Here is a 24,825-nt window from a genome sequence, read left to right on the forward strand (position 1 = left end):
GGGGCCCGTCGGTTGAAGCGGCGGATCAGGCCAGGTCGAACCGGTCGAGCTCCATGACCTTGGTCCAGGCCGCGACGAAGTCGGCGACGAACTTCTCGCGGGCGTCGTCGCTGGCGTAGACCTCGGCGAGGGCGCGGAGCTGGGAGTTGGAGCCGAAGATGAGGTCGACCGCCGTCGCGGTCCACTTCACCTGGTCGGTGGCCAGGTCCCGGATCTCGTAGACGTGCTCCTCGGACTCCGACGCCTTCCACCGGGTGCCCGGGGAGAGCAGGTTGGCGAAGAAGTCGTTGGTGAGCACGCCCGGCCGGTCGGTGAGCACGCCGTGCGCGGTGCCGCCGACGTTGTTGCCGAGGGCGCGCAGGCCGCCGACGAGGACGGTCATCTCCGGCGCGGTCAGGTCGAGCATGTAGGCGCGGTCGACGAGCAGCACCTCCGGCTGGGTCTTCTCGCCCGGGCGCAGGTAGTTGCGGAAACCGTCGGCGCGCGGCTCCATGACCCGGAACGACTCGACGTCGGTCTGCTCCTGCGAGGCGTCGGTGCGGCCCGGCCGGAACGGCACGGTCACCTCGACCCCGGCGTCGCGCGCCGCCTTCTCGACGGCGGCCGAGCCGGCCAGCACGATCAGGTCGGCCAGCGAGATCTTCGCGCCGCCGGCGGAGTTGAACTCCTGCTGGATGCCCTCCAGGGTCGCCAGGACCGTCGCGAGCTGCTCGGGCTGGTTGACCTCCCAACCGCGCTGCGGTTCGAGGCGGATCCGCGCGCCGTTCGCGCCGCCGCGCTTGTCGGTGGAGCGGAAGCTCGCGGCCGACGCCCAGGCGGTGGAGACGAGCTGTGCGGTGGTGAGGCCGGAGGCCAGGACCTTGGCCTTGAGGGCGGCCACGTCGGCGTCACCGACGAGGTCGTGGTCGACGGCCGGCACCGGGTCCTGCCAGAGCTGGGCCTCGGGCACCCACGGGCCGAGGAAGCGGCTGACCGGGCCCATGTCGCGGTGGAGCAGCTTGTACCACGCCTTGGCGAAGGCCAGCGCGAACTCGTCGGGGTGCTCCAGGAAGCGGCGCGAGATCTTCTCGTACGCCGGGTCGACGCGCAGCGACAGGTCGGTCGTCAGCATCGTCGGCTTGTGCTTCTTCGCCGGGTCGTGGGCGTCCGGGATGATCGCCTCGGCGTCCTTCGCGACCCACTGCTTCGCCCCGCCGGGGCTGGTGGTCAGCTCCCACTCGTAGCCGAAGAGGATCTCGAAGAACCGGTTGCTCCACTGCGTCGGCTTGTCGGTCCACGTCACCTCGAGGCCGCTGGTGATCGTGTCGCCGCCCTTGCCGCTGCCGTGGGTGCTCAGCCAGCCCAGGCCCTGCGCCTCCAGCGGGGCGCCCTCGGGCTCGGGGCCCACGTGGTCGTCGGCGACGCCCGCGCCGTGCGTCTTGCCGAAGGTGTGGCCGCCGGCGATGAGGGCGACGGTCTCCTCGTCGTCCATCGCCATCCGGCGGAACGTCTCGCGGATGAAGTGCGCCGCCGCGGCCGGGTCGGCGTTGCCGCGCGGGCCCTCCGGGTTGACGTAGATGAGGCCCATCTCGGTCGCGCCGACGCCGGGCGTCATCTCCTTCTCGGAGGCGTAGCGCTCGTCGCCGAGCCAGGTGTCCTCCGGGCCCCAGAAGATCTCCTCGGGCTCCCAGACGTCCTCGCGGCCGAAGCCGAAGCCGAAGGTCTTGAAGCCCATCGACTCCAGGGCCACGTTGCCGGCGAGCACGAGCAGGTCGGCCCACGAGATCTTCTGGCCGTACTTCTGCTTGACCGGCCAGAGCAGCCGGCGGGCCTTGTCGAGGTTGGCGTTGTCCGGCCAGCTGTTGAGCGGGGCGAACCGCTGGCCGCCGTCGCCGGCGCCGCCGCGGCCGTCCTCGATGCGGTAGGTGCCCGCCGCGTGCCAGCTCATCCGGATCATCAGGCCGCCGTAGTGGCCGAAGTCGGCCGGCCACCAGTCCTGCGACGTGGTGAGGACGTCAACGATGTCCCGCTTGAGCGCCTCGACGTCGAGCTTGGCGAACTCCTGGGCGTAGCTGAAGTCGGCCCCCAGCGGGTTGCCCTTGGGCGACTGGGCGTGCAGGACCGACAGGTCGAGCTGGTTGGGCCACCAGTCCCGGTTGGTGCGGGGACGCCCGCCCGTCTTCGGCGTCGGCGAGTCGATCGCCGGGTTCTCGCTCTCGCTGCCCTGCGCGGTGACGGAGTCGTGCGCGACCGGGCAGCCGGCCGCCTCCTTCTTGTCCACGCCCTGGGCGCTGACGGGCGCGTTGTCCTGGGTGTCGCTCATCGGTTTCCTTCCGGACTGGCTGGTCACTGGGCGGTGCGTTGGGTTGGCTGGGCGGTGCGTGCGGTCGCGCAACCGGGGCAGGTGCCCCAGTAGACGACCTCTGCCTCGTCGACGTCGAAACCGTGATCGTCGGAGGCGGTGAGGCAGGGTGCATGGCCGACGGCGCAGTCGACGTCGGCGATCGCGCCGCAGGAGCGGCACACGACGTGGTGGTGGTTGTCCCCCACCCGGCACTCGTAGCGGGCGGTCGCCCCGGCGGGCTGGATGCGCCGCACCAGGCCGGCGTCGGTGAGCGCCCGGAGCACGTCGTAGACCGCCTGGTGGGAGACCGTGGGCTGGTCGGCCCGGACCAGGGCGATCACCGTGTCGGTGTCGACGTGCGGGTGGTCGCGCAGCGCGGCGAGCACCGCCAACCGGGGCCGGGTCACGCGCAACGAGACCGCCCGGAGCTGGGTCTCGAAGTCGGGCGTCACCCCCCGAACCTAGCCCACTGTTCTGGAATCAATCAAGTTTTCTGCCGACTCAACCCACACATTTCGCCACCGGCGGGGTCACGGACCCTCACCCCGAACGGGATCGTGCCCGATCGGGAACGAGTGGGGTGGTTCCGGCCAGGAGGCCACTCGTTCCGCGATCGGGCACGATCCCGCCCGCACCGCACACCCGCCGGGCTGCCCTCCCCCGAAGGCCGCCCGGCCGTCACGCTATCGGCGGCTCCACTGCTGGTTGGTCTGGCCGGTGCACGTCCACAGCACGAGCTTCGTGCCGTTGGCGGTGCCCAGGTTGTACGGGTCCAGGCAGAGGCCGGACTGCACGCCGGTGATGGTGCCGTTGGAGTTGACGTTCCACTGCTGGTTCGCCCCGCCGTGGCAGTCGTAGATCGTGACCAGGGTGCCCGGCGAGGTGCCGTAGCCGGCCGCGTCGAGACACTTGTTGCCGTAGACGGTCAGCGCCTTGCCGGACGTGTACGTCCACTGCTGGTTGGCGCCGCCGTGGCAGTCCCACAACTGCACCTGCGTGCCGTTGGTGGTGGTGGAGCCGGGGACGTCGACGCACCGCCCGGACAGGGTGCCCACGAGCGCGGTGCCCTGGCCGCTGCCGGTGCCCGGGTCGCCGATGCTGCCGGGCACCGACTGCAACGCGGCGTACCAGCGGGCGGCCATCTTGTCGTAGCCGCCGGCGGTGGGGTGGACGCCGTCGATCAGGTCGGCGGTGGTGAGGGCGCTCTGCATGTCGACCAGGCGCACCCGCTTGCCGGCGTTCACCTTGCTCTGCACGATGCCGGGGATCGCCGCATTGAAGGTGCGCGCGGCCGCCGCCTGGTTGCTGTTGGACAGCGTGATGATCTGCGCGACGAACACCTCGGCGGTGGGCACCGTGTTGGTGATCTTGTCGATCAGGCTGGAGAGCCGGTTCGGCGCGGTGCTCACGTTGTAGTTCTGGAGGATGTCGTTGGTGCCGATGTGCAGCAGGACGCTCTTCGGCCGCTGGGTGTTCAGCCAGCCGACGACGTTCGCGTCGATCTGGTCGATGCGCCAGCCGGGGTGCCCCTGGTGGTCGTGGTCGCCCAGGCTCGCCGGCCCGTTGAACTGCGACCCGACGAAGTCGACCGTGTAGCGGCCGGCGGCGAGGCGCTGCCACAGGCCGATGCGGTAGCCGCCCGGCACCTGGGTGCCCTCGGTGATCGAGTCGCCCAGCGGCATCACCCGCACCCCGCCGTTGGACTCCGCGCTGGCCGGTCCGGCCGGCGCGGCCAGCACCCCGGCGACCGCCACCCCGAACGCGGCGAGCGCCGCGAGCCACCTTGCCCTCGTTCGCATGGATTCCTCTCCCTGGATCGATCTCTGTCGTCGGTCACGGCCTGGTGCAGGTCGCCGCCGTCACGGGCTGGTGCAGGTCGCTGTCACGGGCTGGTGCAGGTCGGCGTCGGCGCGGGCGGCGTGCCGGAGCCGAGGAAGCCGAAGGTCGTCGAGCCGGCGGCGGCGAGCGACCCGTTGTAGGAGACGTTGCGCACGGTCGCCGTCGAGCCGCTGGTGCTCAGGGTGCCGTTCCAGACCTGGCTGATGCTCTGCCCGCCGCCGAGGTCCAGGCGGACGGTCCATCCGTTGATGGCGGCGCTGCCGGCGGTCACGGTGACCTCGCCCTGGAAGCCGCCGGACCACGAGCCGACGGTGCGGTAGGTCGCCGTGCAGGCGGCACCCGAGGGCGGCGGGGTGGTCGTCGGCGGCGGGGGGCTCGTCGGCGGGCCCGTGGGCGGCGGCGTGCTGGTGGGCGGGGTGGTGGGCGGCGACGTCGGCACGCCCGGCGGCACCAGCGGGCAGGTGGAGTTGTAGCGCGAGACGCCGGTGCTGTCCGCCAGCGGGCAGAGGAACTGCGTGTACCGCGTGTCGTTGTCCAGGAAGATCTTGAGCCAGGGGATCAGGATCCGCATCTCGGTGGGGTTCGGCCGGGTGAACGAGAGGTGGTCGTTGCCGGCCAGCTCCGCCCAGGCGTGCTCCACGGAGGCGGGCAGCGTGTTGTAGATGCCCTGCACGTACGACGGCGTGACCGTGCCGTCGTTCTGCCCGGAGATGAGCATCGTGGGCACCTTGGTGGTGGACATGTTCAGGCTGTTGCCGGGCGCGCCGGGCGCGAGACCGACGGCGGTCTTCAGCGAGGGCCGGCGCAGCGCCGCCATGAGCGTCCCGGCCCCGCCCGCGGAGTGGCCCATGACGCTCAGCCGGTTGGGGTCGACCCGGTTGCGCACGGGGCTGGACTGGGTGAGGTAGTCCAGCGCCGCGAGCAGCTGGGTGGCGCGGGCGTCGGCCCCGTCGTTGCGGCTGTTGGTCTCGATGCCGAGCACCACGAACCCGAAGGACGCCAGCCAGGGCCCCATCCAGGCTTCCTCGTTGGCGAACAGCGCGGAATAGCCGGGGACGATCGCCACCGCGCCCCAGGTGCCCAGGCTGGTGTCGGTCGGGTAGTAGACGTACCCGCCGTTGAAGCCGTTGCCCGGCGGCACGGTCGCCTGCGTCGTGGCGAACGGGCCCCGGCTGGCGGCGACGCTGGCCAGGGTCGGGTCCGGGCCCCGCTGGTACGGGTTGTCGGCGGCCGACGCCGCGCGCGGCGCGGTCATCGCCATCGTCAGGCCGAGGACCAGCGCGAGCGCGGCCGTCAGCCACGTGACGATGCGCAGCCGGGGCGCGGATGGCGCACGGCCCCTGACTCTCGGCGTCGAGGGCGCGTCTGCTGGCAGCTCCACTGGTTCCTCCTTCGATCAGGCAAGGCCCGCGTTCGGTGGAGGGGGTGCCCGTCCCTGCCCGTCCCGTGGCGATCCCCGGGTACGGGCATGGACCGCAGCCCCGGCCGACGTGTCGGGCGAGCTCGCGATGTTATCGCTCACATTACGTCCGTGATTCATGTCGGTCAATTAATCCGCACGGCTGAGCTGCCGGTGACGGTCCGTGGTCGACGGGTCCGGCGCTGTCGCGCACCCGGCCCGGAGGCGTCGGGCGCCGGTGCGCCGAGGCTGAGCCGGAACGCCCGGTCAGCGGCCTCCGCCGGCGTGCCGCCGGGTCGCGTGCAGCGACGCCAGCAGCCGCAGCCGGTCCGCGTCGGCGCTGCCGGGGTCGGCGGTGAAGACCAGCATGACCGGGCCGGGGTGGCCCGGCAGCGGGTACGTGTCCCAGTCCAGCACGATGTCGCCGACCTCCGGTACGCGGAAGGTCTTGGTGCCGCTGACCGATTCGCGCACGTCGTGCCGGGCCCACAACCGGCGGAACTCGGCGCTGCGGATGCTCAGCTCGCCGACGACGGCGGTGGCGCGCGGGTGGGTGGGGTCGGCGGCGACGGCGACCCGCATCATGCCGATGTAGTCGAGGGCCTGGCGCTCCCAGTCGGGACAGCTCCGTTGCCCGGTCAGCGCGTCGTCGAACATCAGCAGCAGCATGTTGAGCCGCTCGGGCGGATGTCCGTCCGGGTCGCCGAGCAGCGCGCGGGCCATCGGATTCCAGGCGAGCAGGTCGAGGTGCCGGCCCAGCACGACCGCCGGGGTGTCCAGCACCCGCAGCAGCCGCCGGGTGCCCTCCGGCACCCGCTCCGGGCCGTGGTCGCCGCGGGCGGGCACCGGCCGGCGGGCAGCGCGGGCCAGGGTGAACAGGTGCCGGCGTTCCTTCTCGTCGAGGCCGAGCGCGCCGGCGATCGCGGCCAGCACGTCGTCGGACGGGCGCACCTCGCGGCCCTGCTCCATCCGCTGGTAGTAGTCGGTGCTCAGCCCCGCCAGCAGGGCCACCTCCTCGCGGCGCAGCCCGGCCACCTTGCGCCGGCCGCCCGGCTCCAGGCCGACGTCGCGCGGGCGCAGCCGGCCGCGCCGGGCGCGCAGGAAGTCGCCCAGTTCGCGGGCGTACGGATGGCTCATGCTGCCAGTGTGGCGCGGCCCGGACCGCCGAGGGTAGGTCCGGCGAACCTAGGCAACCGGGAACGCCGGAGCCGGCCCGCGCCGCGCCTAGCGTCTGCCGCACCGACGCTTCGAGGAGCCGCAGATGACCGCATGGACCGCCGACCACATCCCCGACCAGCACGGCCGGGTCGCCGTCGTGACCGGCGCGAACTCGGGCCTCGGCCTGGTCACCGCCACCGAGCTGGCCCGCCACGGCGCGCGCGTCGTGCTCGCCGTCCGCGACACCGCCGCCGGCCGGGAGGCAGCCCGCCGCATCGGCGGCGAGACCGAGGTACGCGAGCTAAACCTGGCCTCCCTCGCCTCCGTACGCGCCTTCGCGGCGAAGTTGGTCGCCGACCACCCGCGCATCGAGCTGCTGGTCAACAACGCCGGAGCGGTGCTGCTCGGCCCCCGCCGCACCTCCGCCGACGGCTTCGAGCTGCACCTGGCCACCAACCTGCTGGGCCACTTCGCGCTGACCGGGCTGCTGCTGGACAGCCTGGCGGCGGCGCGGCAGGCCCGGGTGGTGAGCCTCAGCTCGCTCACCCACCGCACCGCGCGCCTGGACTTCGCCGACCTGATGTACGAGCGCGACTACCGGGGCTCCGCCGCCTACGGCCGGTCCAAGCTCGCCACCACGATCTTCGGCGTCGAGCTGGACCGGCGGCTGCGCGCCGCCGGGTCGCCGGTCGTCAGCGCGCTGGCCCACCCCGGGCTCAGCCGCACCAACCTGACCCCGCGCGCCTGGGAGCACCGGGGCCGGGCGGGGCGGGTGATCGCGCGGCTCGGCCTGCTGACGACCCAGTCGGTGGAGCAGGGCGCGCTGCCGCAGTTGCACGCGGCGACGGCGCCCGGCGTGCGGGGCGGCCAGTTCTTCGGGCCGTCCCGGCTGCGGGAGACGTGGGGGCCGGTCGCCGAGGCCCGGCTCGGCTCCGAGGCCGCCGACCCGGCGGCCGGCAGACGGCTCTGGGCGGCGGCCGAGGAGCTGACCGGCGTCAGCTACCCGGGGCGGTGATGCCGTCCAGGATGGCGGCCAGGTTGCGGTGGAAGGTCTCCTCGGCGTCGAGGTGCGCCCCGTCGACGACGAGCCGGGCGACGGTGGGATAGCGGCCGGTGGCCAGCATCCGGGTCAGGTAGGGCCCGTGGGCCGCCTGCCAGGCGGACACGTCGGTGCCGGTCGACCGGGCGGTGCGGCGCTCGGTGATCTCCCGGCGGAGCGCCCCGACGAGGAACGCGTTGAGGACGCCCAGGGCCCGTTGGAGGTCGTCGACGCCGCGCACGCCGGGGGCCTGGCTGAGCGCCGCCGCGTTCGCCTCGCCCACGGCGAGCGCGTGCGGGCCCAGGTGCGGTCGCGCGCCGAGCAGGTCGACGAACCATTCGTGCTCCAGGGCGGCGGCGCGGGTCCGGTGGGCGACGGCCAGCACCGTGTCGCGCCACCCGGGTTGCTGGCCGACCTCGGCGATCCGGGCATACACGGTGTCGACCATCAGGTCGAGCAGCTCGGATCTGTTGATCACGTAGTCGTAGAGGCGCATCGGGCCGACGCCGAGCTCCTTGGCGATCTTGCGGACCGACAGCCCGTCCAGGCCGTCCGCGTCGGCGATCCGGATCGCCGCAGCGGCGATCTTCGCCCGGCTCAGCGTCACCGAGGCCGCCCGGGGCTGAGGCTCGGGCCGTTCCCAAACGGGCAACGGCACGCTACCGTACGGTGTATCCATGGAATACAGCGTACGGCAAGGGAGCTGGCGATGCGAGTGGCGATAGTCGGTGGCGGCATGGGCGGGCTGACGTTGGCCCGGATCCTGCACCGGCACGGCATCGACGCGACGGTCTACGAACGCGACGCCGGCCGATCCGCGCGGGCCCAGGGCGGATCGCTCGACCTGCATCCGGAGTCCGGGCAACGGGCGCTGGCCGACGCGGGTCTCGCCGGGGGCTTCCGGGCGGCGGCGCGGCCGGAGGGCGAGGAACACCGCATCCTCGACCCGGCCGGGCGCACCCTCGTCCACCACCGGCCGTCGCCCGGCTCGTTCTCCGGACGCCCCGAGATCGACCGCAGCGTGCTGCGTGACCTGCTGCTCGACTCGCTCCCCGGCGACACGGTGGCCTGGCGACGCCAACTCGTCGCGGCGACGCCCCGACCCGCCGGAGGGTTCGACCTGGCCTTCGCCGACGGCCACCGCGCCGGCTGCGACGTCCTCGTCGGTGCGGACGGCGCACGCTCGGTCGTCCGGCCGCTGCTGACCGACGCGCGGCTGTCCCACGTGGCCACCGTCGTGGAGCTGGGCATCAGCGACGCCGCGCGCCGCCACCCCGACATCGCCGAGCTGGTCGGCCCCGGCAACTTCTGGTGCGTCGGCGCGAACCGGGTCCTGTCGGCACAGCGCCTCGGCGACGGCAGCATCCGGATCGGCGTCTCCCTGCGCGCGGACGACCGCCCCCTGGCCCACTACCGCAGCAGGCGCACGCTGCTGGAGCTGTTCGACGGCTGGGACCCTCGGCTCACCGCGCTCATCGAGGCGAGCGACGGCCCACCGCTGCCGCGCCGCATCGAGGCGATGCCCGCCGACGCCCGCTGGGCCCACCGGCCGGGCGTCACCCTCGTCGGCGACGCCGCGCACCTCATGCCACCGGTCGGCGAGGGCGCCAACCAGGCCATGCTGGACGCGGCCGAACTCGCCGCCGCGCTCGCCGCCGACCCCGCCGACCCCGACCGGGCGATCCGGGCGTACGAGGAGGCGATGTTCACCAGGATCCGGCCGATCGCCGAGATGTCCGCCCGGGTCCAGGCGATGATGCTGTCGCCCACGGCGGCCGACGACCTCGTCCGCTTCTTCACCCCACGACGCTCCGAGCCGGCACCCGCCACCTGACCCGCACATCCTGGCCTGCCGGCGAGCCGCTCCTCACCGAGGCCTGTCGTCGCCGGGCGGGACGTCGTCGTAGCCCTCTTTGCGCAACCCCGAGCGGTAGGCACGATCCAGCGCCAGCCGCATCAACCGCGTCGCCCCCGGGATCGCCCCGACCGCCTTCAACAGGAACGCGGGCGGGCCTCCCCGGGAGGTGGCCGCGTTGGCGGTGAGGTGTTCGCCCGCCAGCGCCATCAGGTCCGGCACCGTGCCGCGCGCGACGTGCGTGTCGCCGGCCCACATCCGGGAGCGGGCGATCGGGTCGTTGCCGGTCACCTCGGCGTGCTCGACGTCGACGACCAACGCCGCGTGTGGGGGCGTCCCGCGTAGCGCCATCGTCTCCAGCAGGGCCGGATCGTCGGTGATCACGCCCCGGCCGCGCACGTGCAGCACGCCGTTGCGGCCGGGGACGAGCGCGGCGAGCGAGAGCCGGTCGTCCCGCAACAGGTTGTGGAGCGTGTCGGCGCGTCTGTTGCCCCTGCGGTCCGGGATGACGAGCGTGCGGCCGTCCAGGATGCGCGCCACCGCCTGCCGGTCTCCGCGCGGGCTCGTGTCGCTCCCGCCTCGGGCGTCCCAGGTGGACAGGGCGAGGAACCGCGCGGCGGCCAGGAACCCGGCGACGCCGGGCTGGCACAGGGGCCCGTCCCCGGCGACCACGACGGCCGGCTCTGCCACGACGGGCCACTCGGCTGAGGCGGGCGACTCGGCCGGGCCGGGCGACTGCCACAGCCGGGACCGGAGGATGGCCTGCGCGCAGTGGACCCAGACCTCCTTGACGTCGACGGTCGTCGCCGCGCCCCTGCGGGCAGCCACCGCGCCGTTGACGCGCAGGACCTCCCCGACGCCCGGCAGCAGGAAGAAGAACGAGACGGGGCCGCGCGGTCCGCCCGGTTCCGGCAGGGAGAACGAGACCCGCGTGGGCGAGTGGACGCGGACGAACCCCGGTGTGCCGCCGACGAAGGTCGTCCGGCTGACGCCGTGGGCGTCCCGGTAGCCGAAGGCCGCGATCGGGCACCGGGCGAGGAGGGCGCGGCAGCCCTCGTCGAGGGCGTCGACCTGCTTGAGCATGACCATCGCCGCCGGGCGGCCGACGACCGCCTCCACCTCGTCCGCCGTCGTCAGCCGGTGGGGGGTGACAGCATCGTCTGTCCCTCGCATGGGAAGGTCCTCTCGGGCGGGGCGGAGCGGCCCGGATGCCGGGCAGCCGTCGGATGGAGGCTCGTCTCCGCACGGCCGACCCGCCATGATCAGGGGCTGCCGTTTTCGCAGCTCATGACACTATTGTGAGCAACAGCTCAGGTCCTTGGCTACTCGCTTTTCCGTCCTGGAAGGAGCCTGCGGATGGCCGCCGCCGAACGTCGTCTTCAGCCACGTCGCACGCCCCGGCAGGTGCGCGCCGAGCTCACCCGCAAGCGCATCCTCGCCGCCGCTGCTCACATTTTCGCCGAGCACGGCTACGCCGCCGGCACCACCAACCGCATCGCCGAGCACGCCCGCGTCTCCATCGGCTCGCTCTACCAGTACTTCCCGAACAAGGACGCCATCCTCGCCGCGCTGCTGGTGCAGCACATCGACCGCGGCGTCTGGACGCAGGCCGACCAGCTCGACCTGTCCGCCGGGAGCCTGAAGGCGCTGGTGCGGGCGCTGGTCCGCGACGCGATCGACCACCACGACGACGACCCCCAGTTGCTCCGCATCATGATCGAAGAGGCGCCCGCGTCGAAGGAGCTGCGCGACGCGATCGACCGGCACGGACGGACCCGCGTCGCCCAGGTGCGCGACCTCCTCGCCCGGCACCCGGACGTCACGGTCCGGGACCTCGACACCGCCGCCGAGCTGATCACCTTCACCGTGGAGATCAACACCCACCGGCTCATGGCCGGCCCCCGGGCCATCCCGGTCGAGACGCTCGAAACCGAGCTGGTCGACATGATCACCCGCTATCTCCGCGGCGACCGACAGCCGTAGCTGCGCCGGCACGGTTCTGCGCGGCGGCCGGGAGCCGACCGGCGTCACCCGCCGGTGAACTCCGGGGCGTGGTCGGTGGCCCACTGGCGGAAGGCGCGCGCCGGCCTGCCGAGCAGGTCGGCCACGGTGGAGGTGACGTACGCCGGGCGTCCCGTCGCGGCCCGCCACGCGGCCAGGAGCATGTCCACGGCCGGGCGCGCGGCCTCCGGGGCGGCGCGCCGGAACTCGTCGGGTGGCATCTCCTCGAACGTGAGCCGGCGGCCCAGCGCTTCGCCGACGATGCGCACCTGGTCGGCCTGGGTGAGCGACTCGGGGCCGGTCAGGACGTGGTCGCCGCCGACGTGCCCGCCGTCGCGCAGGATCCGCGCGACGACCTCGGCCACGTCGCGGTCGTCGACGGGGGCGGTCTCGGCCGCGCCGTACGGCCACCGGACCACGCCGTCGCCCCGGATCGCGGCGGCCCACCACGACAGGGCGTTCGACGCGAACATGCCCGGCCGGACGATCGTCGCGTCGAGCCCGGCGGCCGCGATGAACTGCTCGTTCCCGGCGTGCAGCGCCGCCATCGGGTTGGGCTGCTGGAAGAACGGGTGCGGGGTCCGGTGCGGCGCGGACAGGTAGACGACCCGTGGCGCGTGGGCGGCCAGCCGGTCGACGACGGCCGGAGCGGTCTGCGGCGGGGCGGTCCAGACCAGGAAGACCGCGCCGACGCCGGGCAGCGCGGCGTCGAGCGACCCGGGCACGGTGAGGTCGCCGGTGACGACCTCGACGCCGGCGGGCAGCGTCGCCGCCGCGTCCGCCCGCCGCACGAGGGCGCGGACCGGCACGCCCGCCCCGGTCAGCCGGTCGACCACGGCGCGGCCGATGCGCCCGGTCGCCCCGGTGACCAGCACCGGCGGCCCTGTGGTTGTCACGGTGTCAGCGTGTCCCATGACGCCATCCAATCGTTACCAAGTTACGAAAGCAACCCGGTAACAAAGGTTACGCTGGCGCGGTGAGCGAGCCGGTCGGGCTGCGGGCCCGCAAGAAGGCACGAACCCGGGACGCGATCGCCGACGCGGCGATCTCGCTGTTCCTGGCGCGCGGGTTCGACCAGGTGTCCGTGTCCGACATCGCCGCGGCGGCCGAGGTGTCGAAACCCACCCTGTTCCGCTACTTCCCCACCAAGGAAGACCTCGTCCTGCACCGCTTCGCCGACCACAGCGGCGAGGCCGCGCGCGTGGTCCGCGCCCGCCGCCCCGGCACCCCGCCGATCGCGGCCCTGCACCAGCACTTCCGCGCCGGCCTCGACCGCTTCGATCCCGTCACCGGCCTCAACGACCACCCCGAGGTGGTGGCGTTCCACCGGCTGGTGTTCGGCACCCCGAGCCTCGCGGGGCGGCTCCTGCAATACCTGCGCGACGACGAGGACGCCCTGGCCGCCGCCCTCGACCCCGGCGTCCGGGGCCGGCTGCTGGCCGCCCAGGTGATCGCCGTGCAACGCGTGCTCGCCCGCGCCAACTGGCAGAAGATCGCCGCCGGACGCACCGCACGCGACGTACACCCGGAGGCGGCCGCCGACGCGGACCTGGCCTTCGCCCAGTTGGCCCGCGCCACAAACCACCTCTAACCAGCCCCCCTCGCCCCCCCTCGCCCCCCCTCGCCCCCCTCGCCTCCCTCCCCCCGCCCCGCCCTCCCCCTCGCCGCGTCGATCTTGCACTTTCGGCCCCTCAGAAGCCCGCTTCACCCCTTTTGCCGGGGCCCCAACTGCAAGATCGCCGGTCAGTCAGCGTCGGCCCGGACGAGGAGTGACGGGACCGCGGAGTGACGGGCCGCGCGCCGGCCCCGGGGGGGGTGTCCCTATGGGTTTCGTCAAGCGGTGGCGGGGCTGGTGGGGCGTGGTTGGTAGGGGATCTTGTTGCGGAGCATGGCGTGGAGGACGTCGCAGCGGCGGCGGGCGAGGCAGATGAGGGCGGCGTTGTGGCGTTTGCCTTCGGCGCGTTTGCGGTCGTAGTAGGCCCTGCTCACGGGGTCGGCGAGGGCTGCGAAGGCGGCGAGGAAGAACGCGCGTTTGAGGTTCTTGTTGCCGCCCCTTGGCGGGTGTTCGCCGCGGATGCTGCTGCCGGATCGTCGGGTTACCGGTGCCAGGCCGGCATAGGCGGCGAGGTGGCCGGGGGTGGCGAAGGCGGTGCCGTCGCCGACTTCGAGGAGGATCCGGGCTGCGGTCCTGACGCCGATGCCGGGCATCGAGGTCAGGACCGGGGCAAGAGGGTGCGCATCAAGCATCCCCTCGACCTGAGCGCCGATCTGGTCACGCTGGCGCAGAGTCTCGCGGAGGCTGTCGGCGAGGCGAGGCAGGATCGTCTCGGCCGCTTGGGTGCCGGGAACGGTGACGGTCTGCTCGTCCAGGGCGGTCATGATCTGCTCGACGAGCCGTTCACCCATGCGGGGTGCGTGTGCTGTGGCGATCGAGGTCAGTTTGCGGCGGCCGGCTTTGCGCAGCCCGGCGGGTCCTCCGCAACGGGACAGCAGCTCCAGTACCGCTTTGTGGTGCACCTTAGGGCCGAGGACTCGTTCCAGCGCGGGGTGGATCTGCGTCAGCAGGCCCCGTATCCGGTTCGATATCCGGGTGGCTTCGCCGGCGAGGTCGTCGTCGAAGCCGACGAGAACTTCCAGCTCAGCCAGGGTCTCGTCGCCGGTGTCGACCCGCCGCAGCGTGTGCGGCAGGGTACGAGCCGCGTCAGCGATGACGTACGCGTCTCTGGCGTCGGTCTTCGCCGAACCTGGGTGCAGGTCAGCGATCCGGCGCATCGCCAGCCCGGGCAGGTAGGCCACCTGATGCCCGCACGCCCGAGCCACCGCCACCGGCAGGGCACCGATCGAGGCGGGTTGGTCGACCACGACCAGGACCTGGCCGTGACGGGAGAGTTTGTCGAACAGTTGCCGCAGCCGGGCCTCGGTGTTCGGTAGCGGCGCGTCGTGCAACCGTCTGCCGTCCGGGGTCAACCCGACCGCGTGGTGATCACCCTTGCCGACGTCCAAGCCGAGGTAGACACCGTATCCGTCGTGCACCACACCCGCCTCCACGCATCACTCGTGGCCCCGGCCGCAGTCTGGGCGTCGGACTGCCGGCAGCCACGTTACGAAGAGACCTACCCCAACACGGGGCGGCCGTGTCCCTATCAGCGGTCCGCCGACGCCACCCGACCCGGCGACAACACCCCCCGGATCATCGAAACGACAGGGGCAGGAAGTCATACCGGGCCGGGCGACCGAGGGTCCCCGACTGGGGACGATCAAAAAGGTAACGGGTGGGCTGCGGCGTGCCACAGGTGGACCTGGGTGGCGGCATGGAGGGCGGCGCGGGCGGCGGGCAGTCCGGCGTGCGGCAGGTCGGGCAGCGACGCCGGGGGCGGGTCGGTGGTCGCGCAGGACCCAGCGGGCGGTGAGGATGAGCCGGTTGCGGATCTGCGCCAGGGACGGAAACGGCGCGGTCACGCCCAGGCCACCCCGAGGGCGGTGGCGAGCCGGACTGCCGTGGCCGGGGCGTGCGGGTCGCGTACGTCGACAGCGCCTCCCGGATCCCCTCCACGCCCTCGATCCGCTCCGCCACCTCCGCGGGCCAGGCGTCGCGACCCGGCAGCACCGCCGCCTCGATCCGCAGCACGGCGGCGACCTCGTGCAGGGTCGACACCCTGTCCAGGGACCGGACGCCGGGTTGCATGGCGCCGGCCATAGCGGCGAGTCCGTTGAGTTGGGATGTCGGTCGACACGGCGGCCGCCGATGATGACGGTGTTACCCCGTTACCGCAGCCGTACGGCGAGGCCGAGTCCGATGCCGGAGGTGGCGCCGGCGATGAGGATGGTGGTGCCGCTGGTTTTCCTCCGCCCGGTGCCGTTCAGTGTCCGGTGGAGTAGAGGTTGATGAGGTTGCCGTCGGGGTCGCGCAGCAGCATCGATCGGTAGCCCCACGGTTGGGTGGTGGGTTCCTGGACCCAGTCGGTGACCTGCTCGCTCAGGCGAACGCGTTCGGCGTCTACGTCGTCGACCTCGAATTCCAGGATCGCGGATCGGTTGGCGGCGGCTTCGGCCGCGAAGTTGTTGTGACGCTTGACCGCCGCGCTGGCGGCCAGCGCGATGATGCTGCCGTCGGTGTGCAGTTCGGCGTAGTCGTCGGGTCCGAAGGGGGTCACCGGCGCGGTGTTGGTGAGTGCGGAGTAGAAAGCGGTCAGGGTGGGCAGGTCGTCGGTGATGAGGCGGACCGAGGCGAGCTTCATGGCGTTCTCCTGGCTGCTTTTCAGCGGGCCGGACCGTCCGGCCCCGAGAAACAGTACGCTACCGTAGCGTAGCGTTTCTCGGGTGCAGAGATAGGGAGATCACCACGTGGACCGATCCGGGGACGCCGCCGATGTCCGAGTCCAGCGGTCCAAGGCGGCGGTGCTGGCCAAGACGTACGAGTTGCTGACGTCCGGTGGCATCGGCGGTGTCAGCATCGACGAGGTGTCGCGCCGCTCGGGGGTGGCCAAGACCACGATCTATCGCCACTGGCCATCGCGGGCCGCGCTGCTGGTCGAGGCCTGCTCGACCATCGGGTCGGCGCCTCCGGTTCCCGACACCGGCAGCTTCGGCGCCGATCTCGCCGCGCTGACCGAGGAGCTGGCCGAGCAGCTACGCAGCGCCCGCTGGGCGGCGGTCCTGCCCTCCATCGTGGATGCCGCCGAGCGCGAGCCGGAGCTGGCCGGGCTTCATGCGGATCTGCACGCCCGCTTGATGGCTCCATTCGGTGCGGTGACCGAACGCGCGCGAGCCCGGGGCGAACTCGCCGCAGACAGGGAACCGGCCGACGTCACCGCCGCCATCGCCGGCCCGCTGTTCTACCGCCGCTGGTTCTCCCGCGAACCACTCGACGCCGCATTCGTCCGGCGCGTCGTCGAGGACGCCCTCGGCCACCTCAGCGTCCGGCCCCACTCGACCTGAAAGGGCACAACTGCAAGATCGCCGGTCATCCACCGTCGCCGGCCCGGCGCGGGGCATCCCCGTCGGGTTCCGGGGGCTGGGCTGTCGGGTGCCACAGGTGCACCCGCGTGGCGGCGCGGAGCACGTGGCGGGCGGCGGCGGCCGGCGGGCAGTCCGCCGTACGGCAGGTCGGGCAGCGGCCGTCGGAGGCGGGTCGGTGCTCGCGCAGGACCCAGCGGGCGGTGAGGATGAGCCGGTTGCGGATCTGCGCCAGGGACAGGAACGGCGCGGTCATCCTCAGGTCACCCCGAGCGCGGCGGCGAGCCGGACGACCGTGGCGGGGGCGTGCGGGTCGCGGGCGACCTGGGCCACGATGTCGCGGGCGGCGGGGCGGTGGCGCACCTCCGCCGGCGCGACGCGGTCGGCCTCGACCAGCGTGCGGGCGGCGCGGGCCGGGTCGCCGGCGTGCAGGTAGGCGCGGGCGGCGTCGAGCAGGTGCGCCGCCCGGTGCTCGGCGGGCAGCCACCGCCACCCGTCCCGCGCGAGGGTCTTCTCGTGCCAGGTGACGGCGTCGTGGGCGTGGCCGAGGTCGAGGGCGGCGGCCACCCGGGCCAGGTCCACGGCGGTCGGCCCGAACGCGGTCCGATGGTGGTCGTGGCCGTCGCCGACCCGGGCGGCCATGCCGGCGGCCTCGTCGAGCAGGTCGGCGACCGTGCGGTCGTCGCCGTGGCGGGCGGCGGCCAGGGCCCCCTGCACCAGCAGCGCCCCGCACAGCGACAACTCCGCCGGTGCCGCGTCGTCGGGGCCGGGCGGGGCGATCCGGTACGCGGCGGCCAGCGCCGTCGACAACGCCGCCCGCACCCGACCCGAGGCGCGCAACACCTGGCCGAGCTGCACCGTCGCGCCAGCCACCAACACCGGATCGCCGGCCGCCGTGAGCATCGCCCGGTCGGCGACCAGCCAGGCAAGCTCGGCCTCGCCCAGCTTCACCAGCAGCGACGTGGTCAGCCGGTACGTCTCCACCACCGTCGCCCGACCCCGCCCCGGATCGTCGGCGTGCGCGCGTTGCGCCCCGGCCAGCAGCTCCGGCAGCAGCTCGGCCACCCGCGGATACCGGCCATGCTGAAAGGTGATCCAGGCATGCCCGACATCCCGCGCCACCCGGTCCGCCGGCACCCCCGGGCAGCCGACCACCGGGCGTCCCACCGCCATGTCGTACGTCGACAGCGCCTCCCGGATCCCCTCCACGCCCGCGATCCGCCCGGTCACGTCGGCAGGCCGGGCATCCCGGCCCAGCAGCACCGCCGCCTCGATCCGCAGCACGGCGGCGACCTCGTGCAGGGTCGACACCCGGTCGAGGGACCGCACACCCCGCTCGACCTTGTCCACCCAGCTCTTCGACTTGCCCAACCGATCGGCGAACACCTGCTGCGACAACCTCCGCCGCCCCCGCCAGTACGCGACCCGCCGGCCGACCGGCAGCGGCTCAAGGCTGTCCACGACGCCACCGCCGGTCGGGCACCGCCTTGGTCGTCTCCTCGGCCGGTATCCGCTCGGCCTCCGCCTGCGCGAGGAGTCGTTGCTTGGCGGCCTCGTGCTCGGCCGCCTGGATCTGCTCACCCCGGCTCTGCGCCGGATCCCGCTCCTCACCGTGCACCTGCTCCTCCTTGGAATGCTCATCGGGACCAGCCGAGAAACCGTTGGTACAGGTGGCCGGAGGCGTGGATGCCCGGTCGCGGGGCTGCGCCGGACATCCACACCAGCGAGGACGCCCACAGCGCCAACCGGGGGGAACGCCCTCCTCCGCAACCTCCCATAGGTACCGTTGGGTAGTCAAGGGCTGGCGTAGGTGGTCTACTCGTGTTGCCAACCGAGGGGAACACCGTGCCACCGCGTTACCGCTACGAGCAGATTGCCGACAACCTCGCCGAACGCATCGCGACCGGCGAGTTTCCGCCAGGCTCCAAGCTGCCCAGCCGCCGCGAGTTGATCGAGCACTACGGCGTGACGGAGCCCGTCATCGACCGCGCCATGCAGGTGCTACGGATCAAGGGGATGACCGAGACACTGCCGGGCGTGGGCGTTTTCGTGGCCGAATAGGGCTCACTGGCACCCGGGACGCCGGGAGGCACCCGCTTCTCCTGCCCGATTCTGCCCACCCTTGCCCTCGACCGGACCGACGTCACCCATTCCCCACCTACGCTGGCCACTCGGCCGGCGGGGCGCGTCATCGTGTCCAGTTACTTGCGACTAGCGAACCGGCTCCAGGTGGCGACGCTTGAAGACCTGCAAGGCCGAGATGGGGAGAAAGTGGGTCACCTTCGCGGCATTGACGAACTGCTCATCACTCCTAGCGAAGCGGGCATAGACATCGCCAGGGATCTCAGCCTCTACCCGCCGATCGCTGCCACTCAGCAGCGCCATCCGAGACCATGCTCGAAGCCGGAGAGTTGCCGCCAGGTTGCCTCCAGGAGGGGAGAGAAATCGCGCTACGTTTGACAAAGCCCGCGCCCGCCCACCTAGTCCGGGCGAGGCGGCTTCGTCGCATCCGGAGCTACTTCCTCTTCTCCCAGGTGCCGCAATCGTTCGTCTCGAAGTCCTGCCCCTTCCTCAGCACCACAGTCGGGCGGCCCCCTCCCGGGATGTCGTTGGCAATGATTTTCTCCCCGTTGCTGCCGCTCTTCGTGATTGCCCAGTAGCAGTCGGAGGGCACTTGGGCGGTCACCCGGTACGTGCCAGCTGGGAAGTCGAGGCCAACCGTCCAGGTACCATCGTCGATGGTCGGCGGAGGGGGCGGTGGAGGCGGTGCCGGCTTCGTCGTAGCCGAGGGTGAGGCAATCGATGGGGATGGGCTCGGGGTGGGCACCTGCCAGGTGGCCCGCCCTTGAGCGTAGACGCAGTTGTAGGTGCGGCCGTCGTCGCCGACGGCTGATGCATTCGTGTTCTCGCAGAGGTAACCGATTCCCACACGGCTGTACCTCGGACTGGGGGTAGTAGAGGTAGACACCTCAGGATCGGAACTGGCGCGACCGGCCTCGTAGGAGCCAACAGCGATCGCGAGGACTGCGACGGTGGCTCCGCAGGTGATCAGGGCCTGACGCTTGCGCGCGTTCGGCTTGCCGTTGACGGCCGGGGAGGCGTGGGCATGCCGGGCACCGTAGCGGCCAAGCGGCCCGATCCGGTGAGAGCGTCAGGTAGCCGACTAGACGTGATATTCGGCGCGGTTGGGTGTCCTTTCGATCGGGCTGCGATTCCACGACCTGCGCCGCTCCTACGCGATGTGGCTCGCCTCCGACAGCGTCCCGATCAACGACGTCGCCAAGGTGATGGGCCACGAAAAGATATCCGCCACCATCAACCGATACACCCACTCGACCAGCGGACGTGGCCGCCGAGTGCTGGCGTCGTTGGGCGCCTACCGCTGCCGGGACCGTAGAACGAGTCTTGTGCAGGAGGTCGAGGCAGCCGGTAAAACCGAGGGCCTTGATCTCCTCGACAAGGTGCTTGATGCCAACGCCGGGGTCCTCGGCCCGGCGTTGGCGTAGGTGTTCGCGGTAGGGTCGACGGGGCTGGCACGGTACTTGGTCGGGCCGGTAGACGCTCCGTCACCACCGAGTGTGAGACAGGGGCCGCTTGTTTGACAGAACCGCCGTTTTGGTGCTGGCGGCCTCGGCATGCCGGGCGGTGATCTCAGATGGTCACTTCCCAGGTGGCGGTCAGGGGGCCCAGAAAGGGTTGAGTGATCCAATCTTCGTGCAGGGGATGCGAGGTTTGGCGTTGCCAGGCCGCCCACCAGGAACCGTGAGAGAGGAGGTTCCAGCGTGGGTCGGCTTGGAGGAAGTCGAGAAGGCCCAGGCGCACCGATGGGGCGTTGAGGTTGTCCAGCACTACTATCCCGCCGGCTCGGAGGCGTTGAGAGGTGTAGAACCAGTCGATTATCGGAACGGGAAAGCCGTGGCAGCCGTCTATGAAGACCAGGTCCAGCGGAGTTCGGTTCAGGGTCGGCAGGACGAACTGGGAGAGGCCCAGCTCTATCCGGAGGCTGGAAGCGTCTATGCCGCGGGATTCCAGGTAGGCGGATAGGTGTTCCTTCTCCTGCGGGGATGGCGTGATGCAGGTGTGGTCGCACTGCCATAAGGCGAAGAGTGCCGTAGATACACCCAGACCCGTTTCCAGGGTTCGGGTTCCTGGCGGGCAGTGCTGGGCCATGAACTCGTAGCACGCCTGCTCGGTGCGCCAGACGCCGTCCGGTGGGTCGCCGGGATTCCCGGCGGTGGTGGGGTGGACCGAGGGTGGGTCCGCGAGGATCCGGGTCACTTGGCCAAAGGCGTCGTCGAGCATGGCGGCTCCGCAGGCGAGTGGCGATTCTAGGTCACCGTCATTCAAGCGGGTGGAAAGCAAATTTTGAGAGTGCTTCCGGGCTCTCTAGGGAGTTTCCTAGATCCACCTACGGGCGATTGCCTCAGGGCGGGCAGTCGCGGTAGAAATGTCGAGCGGCAGGGCCGCAACGCCACTGTGGAGCGCCGTGTCCGGCTATCAACGCCGTGCCGGGAGGAATCCCAAAAGCCGACTATCGCATGTGCTGATGTGACGATACGCGGCTAAGGTCTCGTTGTAGCCAACGGGATCGTCGAGGGCCGAGAACGGCGGCCGGCTGATTGATCACTCGGACTTGTGCGGATCAGGACGAGGCGACAGGCCAGCCGCCGGTGCTGCCGCCGTACACAGCGTTGGCGATGGTCTTGTGCGCTGTACGGCAGAATCCAGCCTCTGATGTGCTCGGCTGGGGGTCGGCGACCGCGGAGCGCTACCAGAACGGGCTGAAACCCCGATCGCTCAGAGACGGTAGCCACTCAGGCCAGTCAGCCAGGAACAGCAAGGGGGCATGCCCACATTCGGACATGCCCCTTGGCCTGGTGGGCGATACTGGGATCGAACCAGTGACCTCTTCGGTGTGAACGAAGCGCTCTCCCGCTGAGCTAATCGCCCTCAGCGACGATGACTCTACCTGATCGAGGGACCGGACCGCGAATCCGGGGTCAGTGCGTCGCGAGGTAGTGCAGCACCCCTGCCACCAGGTCGATGCCGAGGCTGTACTTGAGCGACAGCCAGACGACCGTGGCGACGAAGACGAGGCCCACCGACCCGAGGACGAGGCGCACGGGCAGTGACCGGCTGGTGGCCCACCGGGTCCAGGCGTGCACGTGCCGGCGGGTGAAGGCGAGCAGCCGGCGGGCCCAGTGGAACTCGACGGCCCAGACGCCCAGCCCGGCGATGACGAGCAGCCAGCCGGGGCCGGGCAGCGGGATGAGCGCGATGCCGACGGTGACGACGATCGCACCGGCGACGGCGATGAATATCTTGAGGGCGACGCGGCCGGTGGGGTTGGCGCGGATCAGGTCGAGGGTGGTGGCGACGCGCTGCCGCAGGCGGCCACCGCGCCGTTCGGCGACGGCTGTCCCACCCCCGGTCGGCGCGTCGCCGGGTGTTCCCGGGCCGCGCCGGCCACGTTGCTGCTTCGGCACTGCGTACCCCCGCCTTTCGGCTGCCCGGACCCCGCCGTTCGGGTTTCCGGACCGGGCCGCGACATCCACTGAGGATCGGTTCGTGGTCATTTCGTCCCCCAGTGTCGTCGCGGCCCGTCACTCCATCGGACCACTGGACGTTACCGGAGTAAGTCGACGTCTGAACCAACCCCGACGCCGGGCGGGATCAAGCATTGGGCAAAACCGGATATCGTACAAGAATTTTCACATTCTAACGGCGTTTCCGACCCTCTTCCCACCACAGGGTGAAGTCAGCGTATGGCGGAGCGTAGCCAGAGGTAGCACCTGAGTATGGGGAAAGCGGGACACGCGCGTTCCGCAGCGGTGCCGGGGGGAGAACGTCCATGAGTGTCATCCGACCGACGACCGTAGAGGTCGAGACGTCGCTAAGGCTCGTCGCGCCTGACGCCACCGCCTTGCCGGTGCGTGCCAGCCTGCGTTACGACCCTGCTGACCCGTATGCGGTCCATGTCCTGTTCCATGCCGAATCGGCCGGCGGCGAGGCGGTGAGCTGGTCGTTCGCCCGCGAGCTGCTGGTCACCGGCCTCGACGAGCCGGCCGGCATCGGCGACGTGCGGGTCTGGCCGTGGGCCACCCCGCGCGGGGACTTCGTCGCGCTGGCGCTGTCGTCCCCGGACGGCAACGCCCTGTTCGAGGTGCCGCGCAGCGTCCTGGTGCGCTTCCTGCGGCGCACCTACGTCGTCGTCCCGCGCGGCCGGGAGGCCGACCACCTGGACGTCGACACGGCGGTGACCCGGCTGCTCGCCGGTCGCTGACCACGCCGCACCCGGGGCCGCGCGGATCTGCCGAGTCCGCGCGGCCCCGGGCTGTCACCGACCATGGGGTACGCGCTGCGCGTTCAGCCGTGCGTCGTGACCCCGCCGTCGACGGGGATGACCGCGCCGGTCAGGTAGGCACCGGCCCGCGACGCCAGGTAGATGGCCGCGCCCGCCATGTCGTCGGGGCGACCGATGCGGCCCAGCGGCACCTGCTTCTCGATGGCCGACCGCGCCTGCGGGTCGTCCAGGGCGAACGCCATCATCTTGCTCTCGAACGGGCCGGGCGCGATCGCGTTGACGGTGATCTGCTCGCCGGCGAGCTGGTGGGCGAGGCTGCGGGTGAGCATGTGCACGGCCGCCTTCGTCGCCGAGTACGCGTAGACCTCCAGCCACGGCACCCGGATCCCGTCGATCGAGCCGATGTTGATCACGCGGGCGGGGTCGTCGGCGCTCGCCGCCGCCCGCAGCTCGGGCAGCAGGGCGGTGGTGAGCCGGAAGACGGCCTTGACGTTGACGGCCCACAGCTTGTCGAAGGCGCTCTCCGGGTACGTCTCCAGCGGCGCGCCCCAGGTCGCCCCGGCGTTGTTGACCAGCACGTCGAGCCGGTCCGTCCGCTCGCGGACGGCGGCGGCCAGCCCGAGCGCGCCCTCGTCGCGGCTGAGGTCGGCGGGGATCGCCTCGCAGCGGCCCTCGGCCGAGAGCTCCTTGGCGACGGCCTCGCACACGTCGGCCTTGCGGGACGAGATGACCACGTGCGCGCCGGCCCGCACGAAGCCCCGGGCGATCATCAGCCCGATCCCCCGCGATCCGCCGGTGACCAGGACCGTCTTGCCTTCGACCGAGAACAGATCTGTCATGCCCATCCCCTCGCTGTTCGGCGGGCCGCCGGGCACCCGCCGGACCCGGGCACTACCGATCGGTAACGTAGCCCGCCGGCCGCACCCCGACAAGCCACCGTCCCGCCGGACGCCACGCCGGGGCGCGCCGCAGGGCCAGGTGGCGACCCTGACAGTCCCGTCGGGATGCGACCGTCCCGCGCGCGGGATACCGTCGCAGGCGATGATCCCCTCCGGTCAGCCTTCCCCGGCGTCCCGCGCCGACGCCGCCTCACCCCGACCCGACGACATCACGACGCTCGCCCTCGGCGACCTCGCCGGGGACGCCGACTGGCGACGCCCGGTCCTGCTCGACGCGGACCTGGTCGCCCTCGTCACCGGCGGCCACGGCACCGCCGAGCTGGACTTCCGGCCGCTGCCCTGCCGCACCGGCACGCTGCTGCGCCTCCGCCCCGGCCAGGCGCTGCGGTGCGAGGGCGCGCGGCTCGACGCCGTGGTGGTGCGCTGGACGGCCCGCGCCCTGCGGGGCCTCGACGTCGACGCCGCCGACGACGTGCCCGCATTCCGGCAGCTCGTCGGCGACGACGCCGACGTGGTGCGCGCCGAGGTGGCCCAGTTGGTGACGGACTGCCGGCGACAGCCGGACGTGCCCGCCGCCCGCGCGCTGCTGCGCCACCAGCTCGCCGTGCTGCTGCTGCGGCTCGCGCTGCTGCCGCCGGCCCCGCCGGGTGGGGACGCCCCCGGGGGCGGGCAGCGCACCGAGAATGCCACGTTCCGCCGGCTCCGCCACGAGGTCGAGCGCGGCTATCCGCACACCCGGCGGGTGGAGGACTACGCGGCCCGGATCGGCTGCTCGGTGCGTACCCTCACCCGGGCCTGCCTGGCGGCGACCGGGCGCAGCGCGAAGCAGGTGATCGACGACCGGGTGGCGCTGGAGGCCAGCCGGCTGCTCGCCGCGACCGACGAACCGATCGCCCGGATCGGTCGCCGGCTCGGCTTCCCGGAGCCGACCAACTTCGGCCGCTTCTTCACCCGCGAGGTGGGCCTGAGCCCGGGCGCGTTCCGGGCGGCGCGGGGCGGTCCGCCCGGTAACGGCCGCCCACCGGCCCGGCGGGGGTGACAGGGCGGGCATG

At 72.2% G+C, this 24,825-nt stretch carries 26 protein-coding genes, 1 tRNA gene and 1 pseudogene; 9 read left to right on the forward strand and 19 right to left on the reverse strand.

From position 1 onward, the window contains the following. Nucleotides 1–25 precede the first annotated feature (25 nt). The 5 genes from katG to HDA31_RS19760 form a co-directional block, all read right to left on the reverse strand. Entirely contained in the window at nucleotides 26–2,302 is a 2,277-nt protein-coding gene (gene katG, locus HDA31_RS19740; RefSeq protein WP_178064038.1) for a catalase/peroxidase HPI, read from the reverse strand. A 23-nt stretch (nucleotides 2,303–2,325) separates the two neighbouring features. After that, complete coding sequence (locus HDA31_RS19745; protein WP_043962656.1) at nucleotides 2,326–2,775, reverse strand: Fur family transcriptional regulator; 450 nt, start codon at nucleotides 2,773–2,775, stop codon at nucleotides 2,326–2,328. A 231-nt stretch (nucleotides 2,776–3,006) separates the two neighbouring features. Continuing rightward, nucleotides 3,007–4,122 carry a ricin-type beta-trefoil lectin domain protein gene (locus HDA31_RS19750; protein ID WP_178064037.1) on the reverse strand — a complete coding sequence of 372 codons (1,116 nt, stop codon included), beginning with the start codon at nucleotides 4,120–4,122 and terminating at the stop codon, nucleotides 3,007–3,009. An 83-nt stretch (nucleotides 4,123–4,205) separates the two neighbouring features. Next, nucleotides 4,206–5,543, reverse strand: a complete 1,338-nt coding sequence (locus HDA31_RS19755) for a poly(ethylene terephthalate) hydrolase family protein (RefSeq protein WP_376701399.1) — start codon at nucleotides 5,541–5,543, stop codon at nucleotides 4,206–4,208. Nucleotides 5,544–5,828: 285 nt separating this feature from the next. Continuing rightward, the gene (locus HDA31_RS19760; protein ID WP_178064036.1) at nucleotides 5,829–6,698 is read right to left on the reverse strand and encodes a helix-turn-helix domain-containing protein; all 870 of its coding nucleotides are present in this window, start codon (nucleotides 6,696–6,698) and stop codon (nucleotides 5,829–5,831) included. Between the two features lie 124 nt (nucleotides 6,699–6,822). Here HDA31_RS19760 and HDA31_RS19765 point away from each other — a divergent pair, with 124 nt between their 5' ends. Next, nucleotides 6,823–7,734, forward strand: a complete 912-nt coding sequence (locus HDA31_RS19765; protein ID WP_178064035.1) for an oxidoreductase — start codon at nucleotides 6,823–6,825, stop codon at nucleotides 7,732–7,734. Here the strand turns inward: HDA31_RS19765 and HDA31_RS19770 are convergent. Beyond that, nucleotides 7,715–8,437: a TetR/AcrR family transcriptional regulator C-terminal domain-containing protein gene (locus HDA31_RS19770; protein ID WP_178064034.1), complete on the reverse strand. Its 723-nt coding sequence runs from the start codon at nucleotides 8,435–8,437 to the stop codon at nucleotides 7,715–7,717. The two genes, HDA31_RS19765 and HDA31_RS19770, sit on opposite strands and share 20 nt — an antisense overlap. A gap of 30 nt (nucleotides 8,438–8,467) precedes the next feature. Between HDA31_RS19770 and HDA31_RS19775 the strand changes: the two genes are divergently transcribed. Continuing rightward, entirely contained in the window at nucleotides 8,468–9,592 is a 1,125-nt protein-coding gene (locus tag HDA31_RS19775) for an FAD-dependent oxidoreductase (protein ID WP_178064033.1), read from the forward strand. A 33-nt stretch (nucleotides 9,593–9,625) separates the two neighbouring features. On the opposite strand, the gene HDA31_RS19780 is transcribed toward HDA31_RS19775, so the two are convergent. Continuing rightward, the gene (locus tag HDA31_RS19780; RefSeq protein ID WP_178064032.1) at nucleotides 9,626–10,786 is read right to left on the reverse strand and encodes a pyridoxamine 5'-phosphate oxidase family protein; all 1,161 of its coding nucleotides are present in this window, start codon (nucleotides 10,784–10,786) and stop codon (nucleotides 9,626–9,628) included. A gap of 183 nt (nucleotides 10,787–10,969) precedes the next feature. Here HDA31_RS19780 and HDA31_RS19785 point away from each other — a divergent pair, with 183 nt between their 5' ends. After that, nucleotides 10,970–11,596, forward strand: a complete 627-nt coding sequence (locus HDA31_RS19785) for a TetR/AcrR family transcriptional regulator (RefSeq protein WP_178064031.1) — start codon at nucleotides 10,970–10,972, stop codon at nucleotides 11,594–11,596. A gap of 44 nt (nucleotides 11,597–11,640) precedes the next feature. Here the strand turns inward: HDA31_RS19785 and HDA31_RS19790 are convergent, their stop codons facing one another. Then, complete coding sequence (locus HDA31_RS19790; protein ID WP_246384517.1) at nucleotides 11,641–12,510, reverse strand: SDR family oxidoreductase; 870 nt, start codon at nucleotides 12,508–12,510, stop codon at nucleotides 11,641–11,643. 80 nt (nucleotides 12,511–12,590) lie between these two features. Here HDA31_RS19790 and HDA31_RS19795 point away from each other — a divergent pair, with 80 nt between their 5' ends. Then, the gene (locus HDA31_RS19795; protein ID WP_178064029.1) at nucleotides 12,591–13,205 is read left to right on the forward strand and encodes a TetR/AcrR family transcriptional regulator; all 615 of its coding nucleotides are present in this window, start codon (nucleotides 12,591–12,593) and stop codon (nucleotides 13,203–13,205) included. Nucleotides 13,206–13,447: 242 nt separating this feature from the next. Here HDA31_RS19795 and HDA31_RS19800 read toward each other — a convergent pair whose 3' ends face one another. Then, nucleotides 13,448–14,647 carry an IS110 family RNA-guided transposase gene (locus tag HDA31_RS19800; RefSeq protein WP_178067049.1) on the reverse strand — a complete coding sequence of 400 codons (1,200 nt, stop codon included), beginning with the start codon at nucleotides 14,645–14,647 and terminating at the stop codon, nucleotides 13,448–13,450. Nucleotides 14,648–15,474: 827 nt separating this feature from the next. Continuing rightward, nucleotides 15,475–15,852, reverse strand: coding sequence for a VOC family protein (locus HDA31_RS19805; RefSeq protein WP_178064028.1), 378 nt, complete (start codon nucleotides 15,850–15,852; stop codon nucleotides 15,475–15,477). A 106-nt stretch (nucleotides 15,853–15,958) separates the two neighbouring features. On the opposite strand from HDA31_RS19805, the gene HDA31_RS19810 reads away from it, so the two are divergent. Continuing rightward, the gene (locus HDA31_RS19810) at nucleotides 15,959–16,552 is read left to right on the forward strand and encodes a TetR/AcrR family transcriptional regulator (RefSeq protein ID WP_178064027.1); all 594 of its coding nucleotides are present in this window, start codon (nucleotides 15,959–15,961) and stop codon (nucleotides 16,550–16,552) included. 25 nt (nucleotides 16,553–16,577) lie between these two features. On the opposite strand, the gene HDA31_RS19815 is transcribed toward HDA31_RS19810, so the two are convergent. Genes HDA31_RS19815 through HDA31_RS19825 form a run of 3 tightly spaced genes read right to left on the reverse strand, consistent with a single transcriptional unit; the run spans nucleotide 16,578 to nucleotide 18,188 of the window. Then, the gene (locus HDA31_RS19815) at nucleotides 16,578–16,826 is read right to left on the reverse strand and encodes a hypothetical protein (RefSeq protein WP_178062713.1); all 249 of its coding nucleotides are present in this window, start codon (nucleotides 16,824–16,826) and stop codon (nucleotides 16,578–16,580) included. 2 nt (nucleotides 16,827–16,828) lie between these two features. Continuing rightward, nucleotides 16,829–18,031 (reverse strand): helix-turn-helix domain-containing protein, encoded by a 1,203-nt coding sequence (locus HDA31_RS19820; RefSeq protein WP_246384515.1) that lies wholly within the window; start codon nucleotides 18,029–18,031, stop codon nucleotides 16,829–16,831. Beyond that, nucleotides 18,018–18,188 carry a hypothetical protein gene (locus HDA31_RS19825; protein WP_178064026.1) on the reverse strand — a complete coding sequence of 57 codons (171 nt, stop codon included), beginning with the start codon at nucleotides 18,186–18,188 and terminating at the stop codon, nucleotides 18,018–18,020. The genes HDA31_RS19820 and HDA31_RS19825 overlap by 14 nt, the downstream gene beginning before the upstream one ends. A gap of 203 nt (nucleotides 18,189–18,391) precedes the next feature. Between HDA31_RS19825 and HDA31_RS19830 the strand changes: the two genes are divergently transcribed. Then, nucleotides 18,392–18,631, forward strand: a complete 240-nt coding sequence (locus HDA31_RS19830) for a winged helix-turn-helix domain-containing protein (protein WP_178064025.1) — start codon at nucleotides 18,392–18,394, stop codon at nucleotides 18,629–18,631. Between the two features lie 150 nt (nucleotides 18,632–18,781). On the opposite strand, the gene HDA31_RS19835 is transcribed toward HDA31_RS19830, so the two are convergent. Together HDA31_RS19835 and HDA31_RS33450 are read right to left on the reverse strand one after the other, a co-directional pair. Then, nucleotides 18,782–18,955 (reverse strand): hypothetical protein, encoded by a 174-nt coding sequence (locus HDA31_RS19835; protein WP_178064024.1) that lies wholly within the window; start codon nucleotides 18,953–18,955, stop codon nucleotides 18,782–18,784. A 130-nt stretch (nucleotides 18,956–19,085) separates the two neighbouring features. After that, entirely contained in the window at nucleotides 19,086–19,538 is a 453-nt protein-coding gene (locus tag HDA31_RS33450) for an Rv1352/Rv1906c domain-containing protein (protein WP_501039827.1), read from the reverse strand. A gap of 217 nt (nucleotides 19,539–19,755) precedes the next feature. Here HDA31_RS33450 and HDA31_RS32375 point away from each other — a divergent pair. Beyond that, nucleotides 19,756–19,896, forward strand: a pseudogene (locus HDA31_RS32375) (tyrosine-type recombinase/integrase); the annotation flags it as partial. 325 nt (nucleotides 19,897–20,221) lie between these two features. On the opposite strand, the gene HDA31_RS19845 reads toward HDA31_RS32375, so the two are convergent. From HDA31_RS19845 to HDA31_RS19855, 3 genes are all read right to left on the reverse strand, one after another. Next, on the reverse strand, nucleotides 20,222–20,872 hold the full coding sequence (locus HDA31_RS19845; RefSeq protein ID WP_178064023.1) for a class I SAM-dependent methyltransferase: 651 nt from the start codon (nucleotides 20,870–20,872) through the stop codon (nucleotides 20,222–20,224). A 573-nt stretch (nucleotides 20,873–21,445) separates the two neighbouring features. Beyond that, nucleotides 21,446–21,520: transfer RNA gene (locus HDA31_RS19850), tRNA-Val, on the reverse strand. Nucleotides 21,521–21,570: 50 nt separating this feature from the next. After that, nucleotides 21,571–22,146 (reverse strand): TIGR02611 family protein, encoded by a 576-nt coding sequence (locus HDA31_RS19855; RefSeq protein ID WP_178064022.1) that lies wholly within the window; start codon nucleotides 22,144–22,146, stop codon nucleotides 21,571–21,573. 275 nt (nucleotides 22,147–22,421) lie between these two features. On the opposite strand from HDA31_RS19855, the gene HDA31_RS19860 reads away from it, so the two are divergent. Further along, nucleotides 22,422–22,853 (forward strand): SsgA family sporulation/cell division regulator, encoded by a 432-nt coding sequence (locus HDA31_RS19860; RefSeq protein WP_007075525.1) that lies wholly within the window; start codon nucleotides 22,422–22,424, stop codon nucleotides 22,851–22,853. 83 nt (nucleotides 22,854–22,936) lie between these two features. Here HDA31_RS19860 and HDA31_RS19865 read toward each other — a convergent pair whose 3' ends face one another. Then, a complete protein-coding gene (locus tag HDA31_RS19865; RefSeq protein ID WP_178064021.1) occupies nucleotides 22,937–23,713 on the reverse strand; it encodes a RhlG family 3-oxoacyl-ACP reductase in 777 nt (258 codons plus the stop codon). Between the two features lie 202 nt (nucleotides 23,714–23,915). Here HDA31_RS19865 and HDA31_RS19870 point away from each other — a divergent pair, with 202 nt between their 5' ends. Beyond that, the gene (locus HDA31_RS19870) at nucleotides 23,916–24,812 is read left to right on the forward strand and encodes a helix-turn-helix transcriptional regulator (protein WP_178064020.1); all 897 of its coding nucleotides are present in this window, start codon (nucleotides 23,916–23,918) and stop codon (nucleotides 24,810–24,812) included. The last annotated feature ends 13 nt before the right edge of the window (nucleotides 24,813–24,825 follow it).

Origin of the sequence: Micromonospora carbonacea, assembly GCF_014205165.1 — a bacterium.
GTDB lineage: Bacteria > Actinomycetota > Actinomycetes > Mycobacteriales > Micromonosporaceae > Micromonospora > Micromonospora carbonacea.

Bases quoted from the DNA above. Each gene is read 5' to 3' on its own strand.
- HDA31_RS19770 (WP_178064034.1), bottom strand. From the start codon at position 8,437: ATGGATACACCGTACGGTAGCGTGCCGTTGCCCGTTTGGGAACGGCCC.
- HDA31_RS19780 (WP_178064032.1), bottom strand. From the start codon at position 10,786: ATGCGAGGGACAGACGATGCTGTCACCCCCCACCGGCTGACGACGGCG.
- HDA31_RS19760 (WP_178064036.1), bottom strand. From the start codon at position 6,698: ATGAGCCATCCGTACGCCCGCGAACTGGGCGACTTCCTGCGCGCCCGG.
- HDA31_RS19865 (WP_178064021.1), bottom strand. From the start codon at position 23,713: ATGACAGATCTGTTCTCGGTCGAAGGCAAGACGGTCCTGGTCACCGGC.
- HDA31_RS19805 (WP_178064028.1), bottom strand. From the start codon at position 15,852: ATGAAGCTCGCCTCGGTCCGCCTCATCACCGACGACCTGCCCACCCTG.
- HDA31_RS19750 (WP_178064037.1), bottom strand. From the start codon at position 4,122: ATGCGAACGAGGGCAAGGTGGCTCGCGGCGCTCGCCGCGTTCGGGGTG.
- katG (WP_178064038.1), bottom strand. From the start codon at position 2,302: ATGAGCGACACCCAGGACAACGCGCCCGTCAGCGCCCAGGGCGTGGAC.
- HDA31_RS19870 (WP_178064020.1), top strand. From the start codon at position 23,916: ATGATCCCCTCCGGTCAGCCTTCCCCGGCGTCCCGCGCCGACGCCGCC.
- HDA31_RS19855 (WP_178064022.1), bottom strand. From the start codon at position 22,146: ATGACCACGAACCGATCCTCAGTGGATGTCGCGGCCCGGTCCGGAAAC.
- HDA31_RS19815 (WP_178062713.1), bottom strand. From the start codon at position 16,826: ATGACCGCGCCGTTCCTGTCCCTGGCGCAGATCCGCAACCGGCTCATC.
- HDA31_RS19765 (WP_178064035.1), top strand. From the start codon at position 6,823: ATGACCGCATGGACCGCCGACCACATCCCCGACCAGCACGGCCGGGTC.
- HDA31_RS19775 (WP_178064033.1), top strand. From the start codon at position 8,468: ATGCGAGTGGCGATAGTCGGTGGCGGCATGGGCGGGCTGACGTTGGCC.
- HDA31_RS19835 (WP_178064024.1), bottom strand. From the start codon at position 18,955: ATGGCGCTGCTGAGTGGCAGCGATCGGCGGGTAGAGGCTGAGATCCCT.
- HDA31_RS19845 (WP_178064023.1), bottom strand. From the start codon at position 20,872: ATGCTCGACGACGCCTTTGGCCAAGTGACCCGGATCCTCGCGGACCCA.
- HDA31_RS19860 (WP_007075525.1), top strand. From the start codon at position 22,422: ATGAGTGTCATCCGACCGACGACCGTAGAGGTCGAGACGTCGCTAAGG.
- HDA31_RS19785 (WP_178064031.1), top strand. From the start codon at position 10,970: ATGGCCGCCGCCGAACGTCGTCTTCAGCCACGTCGCACGCCCCGGCAG.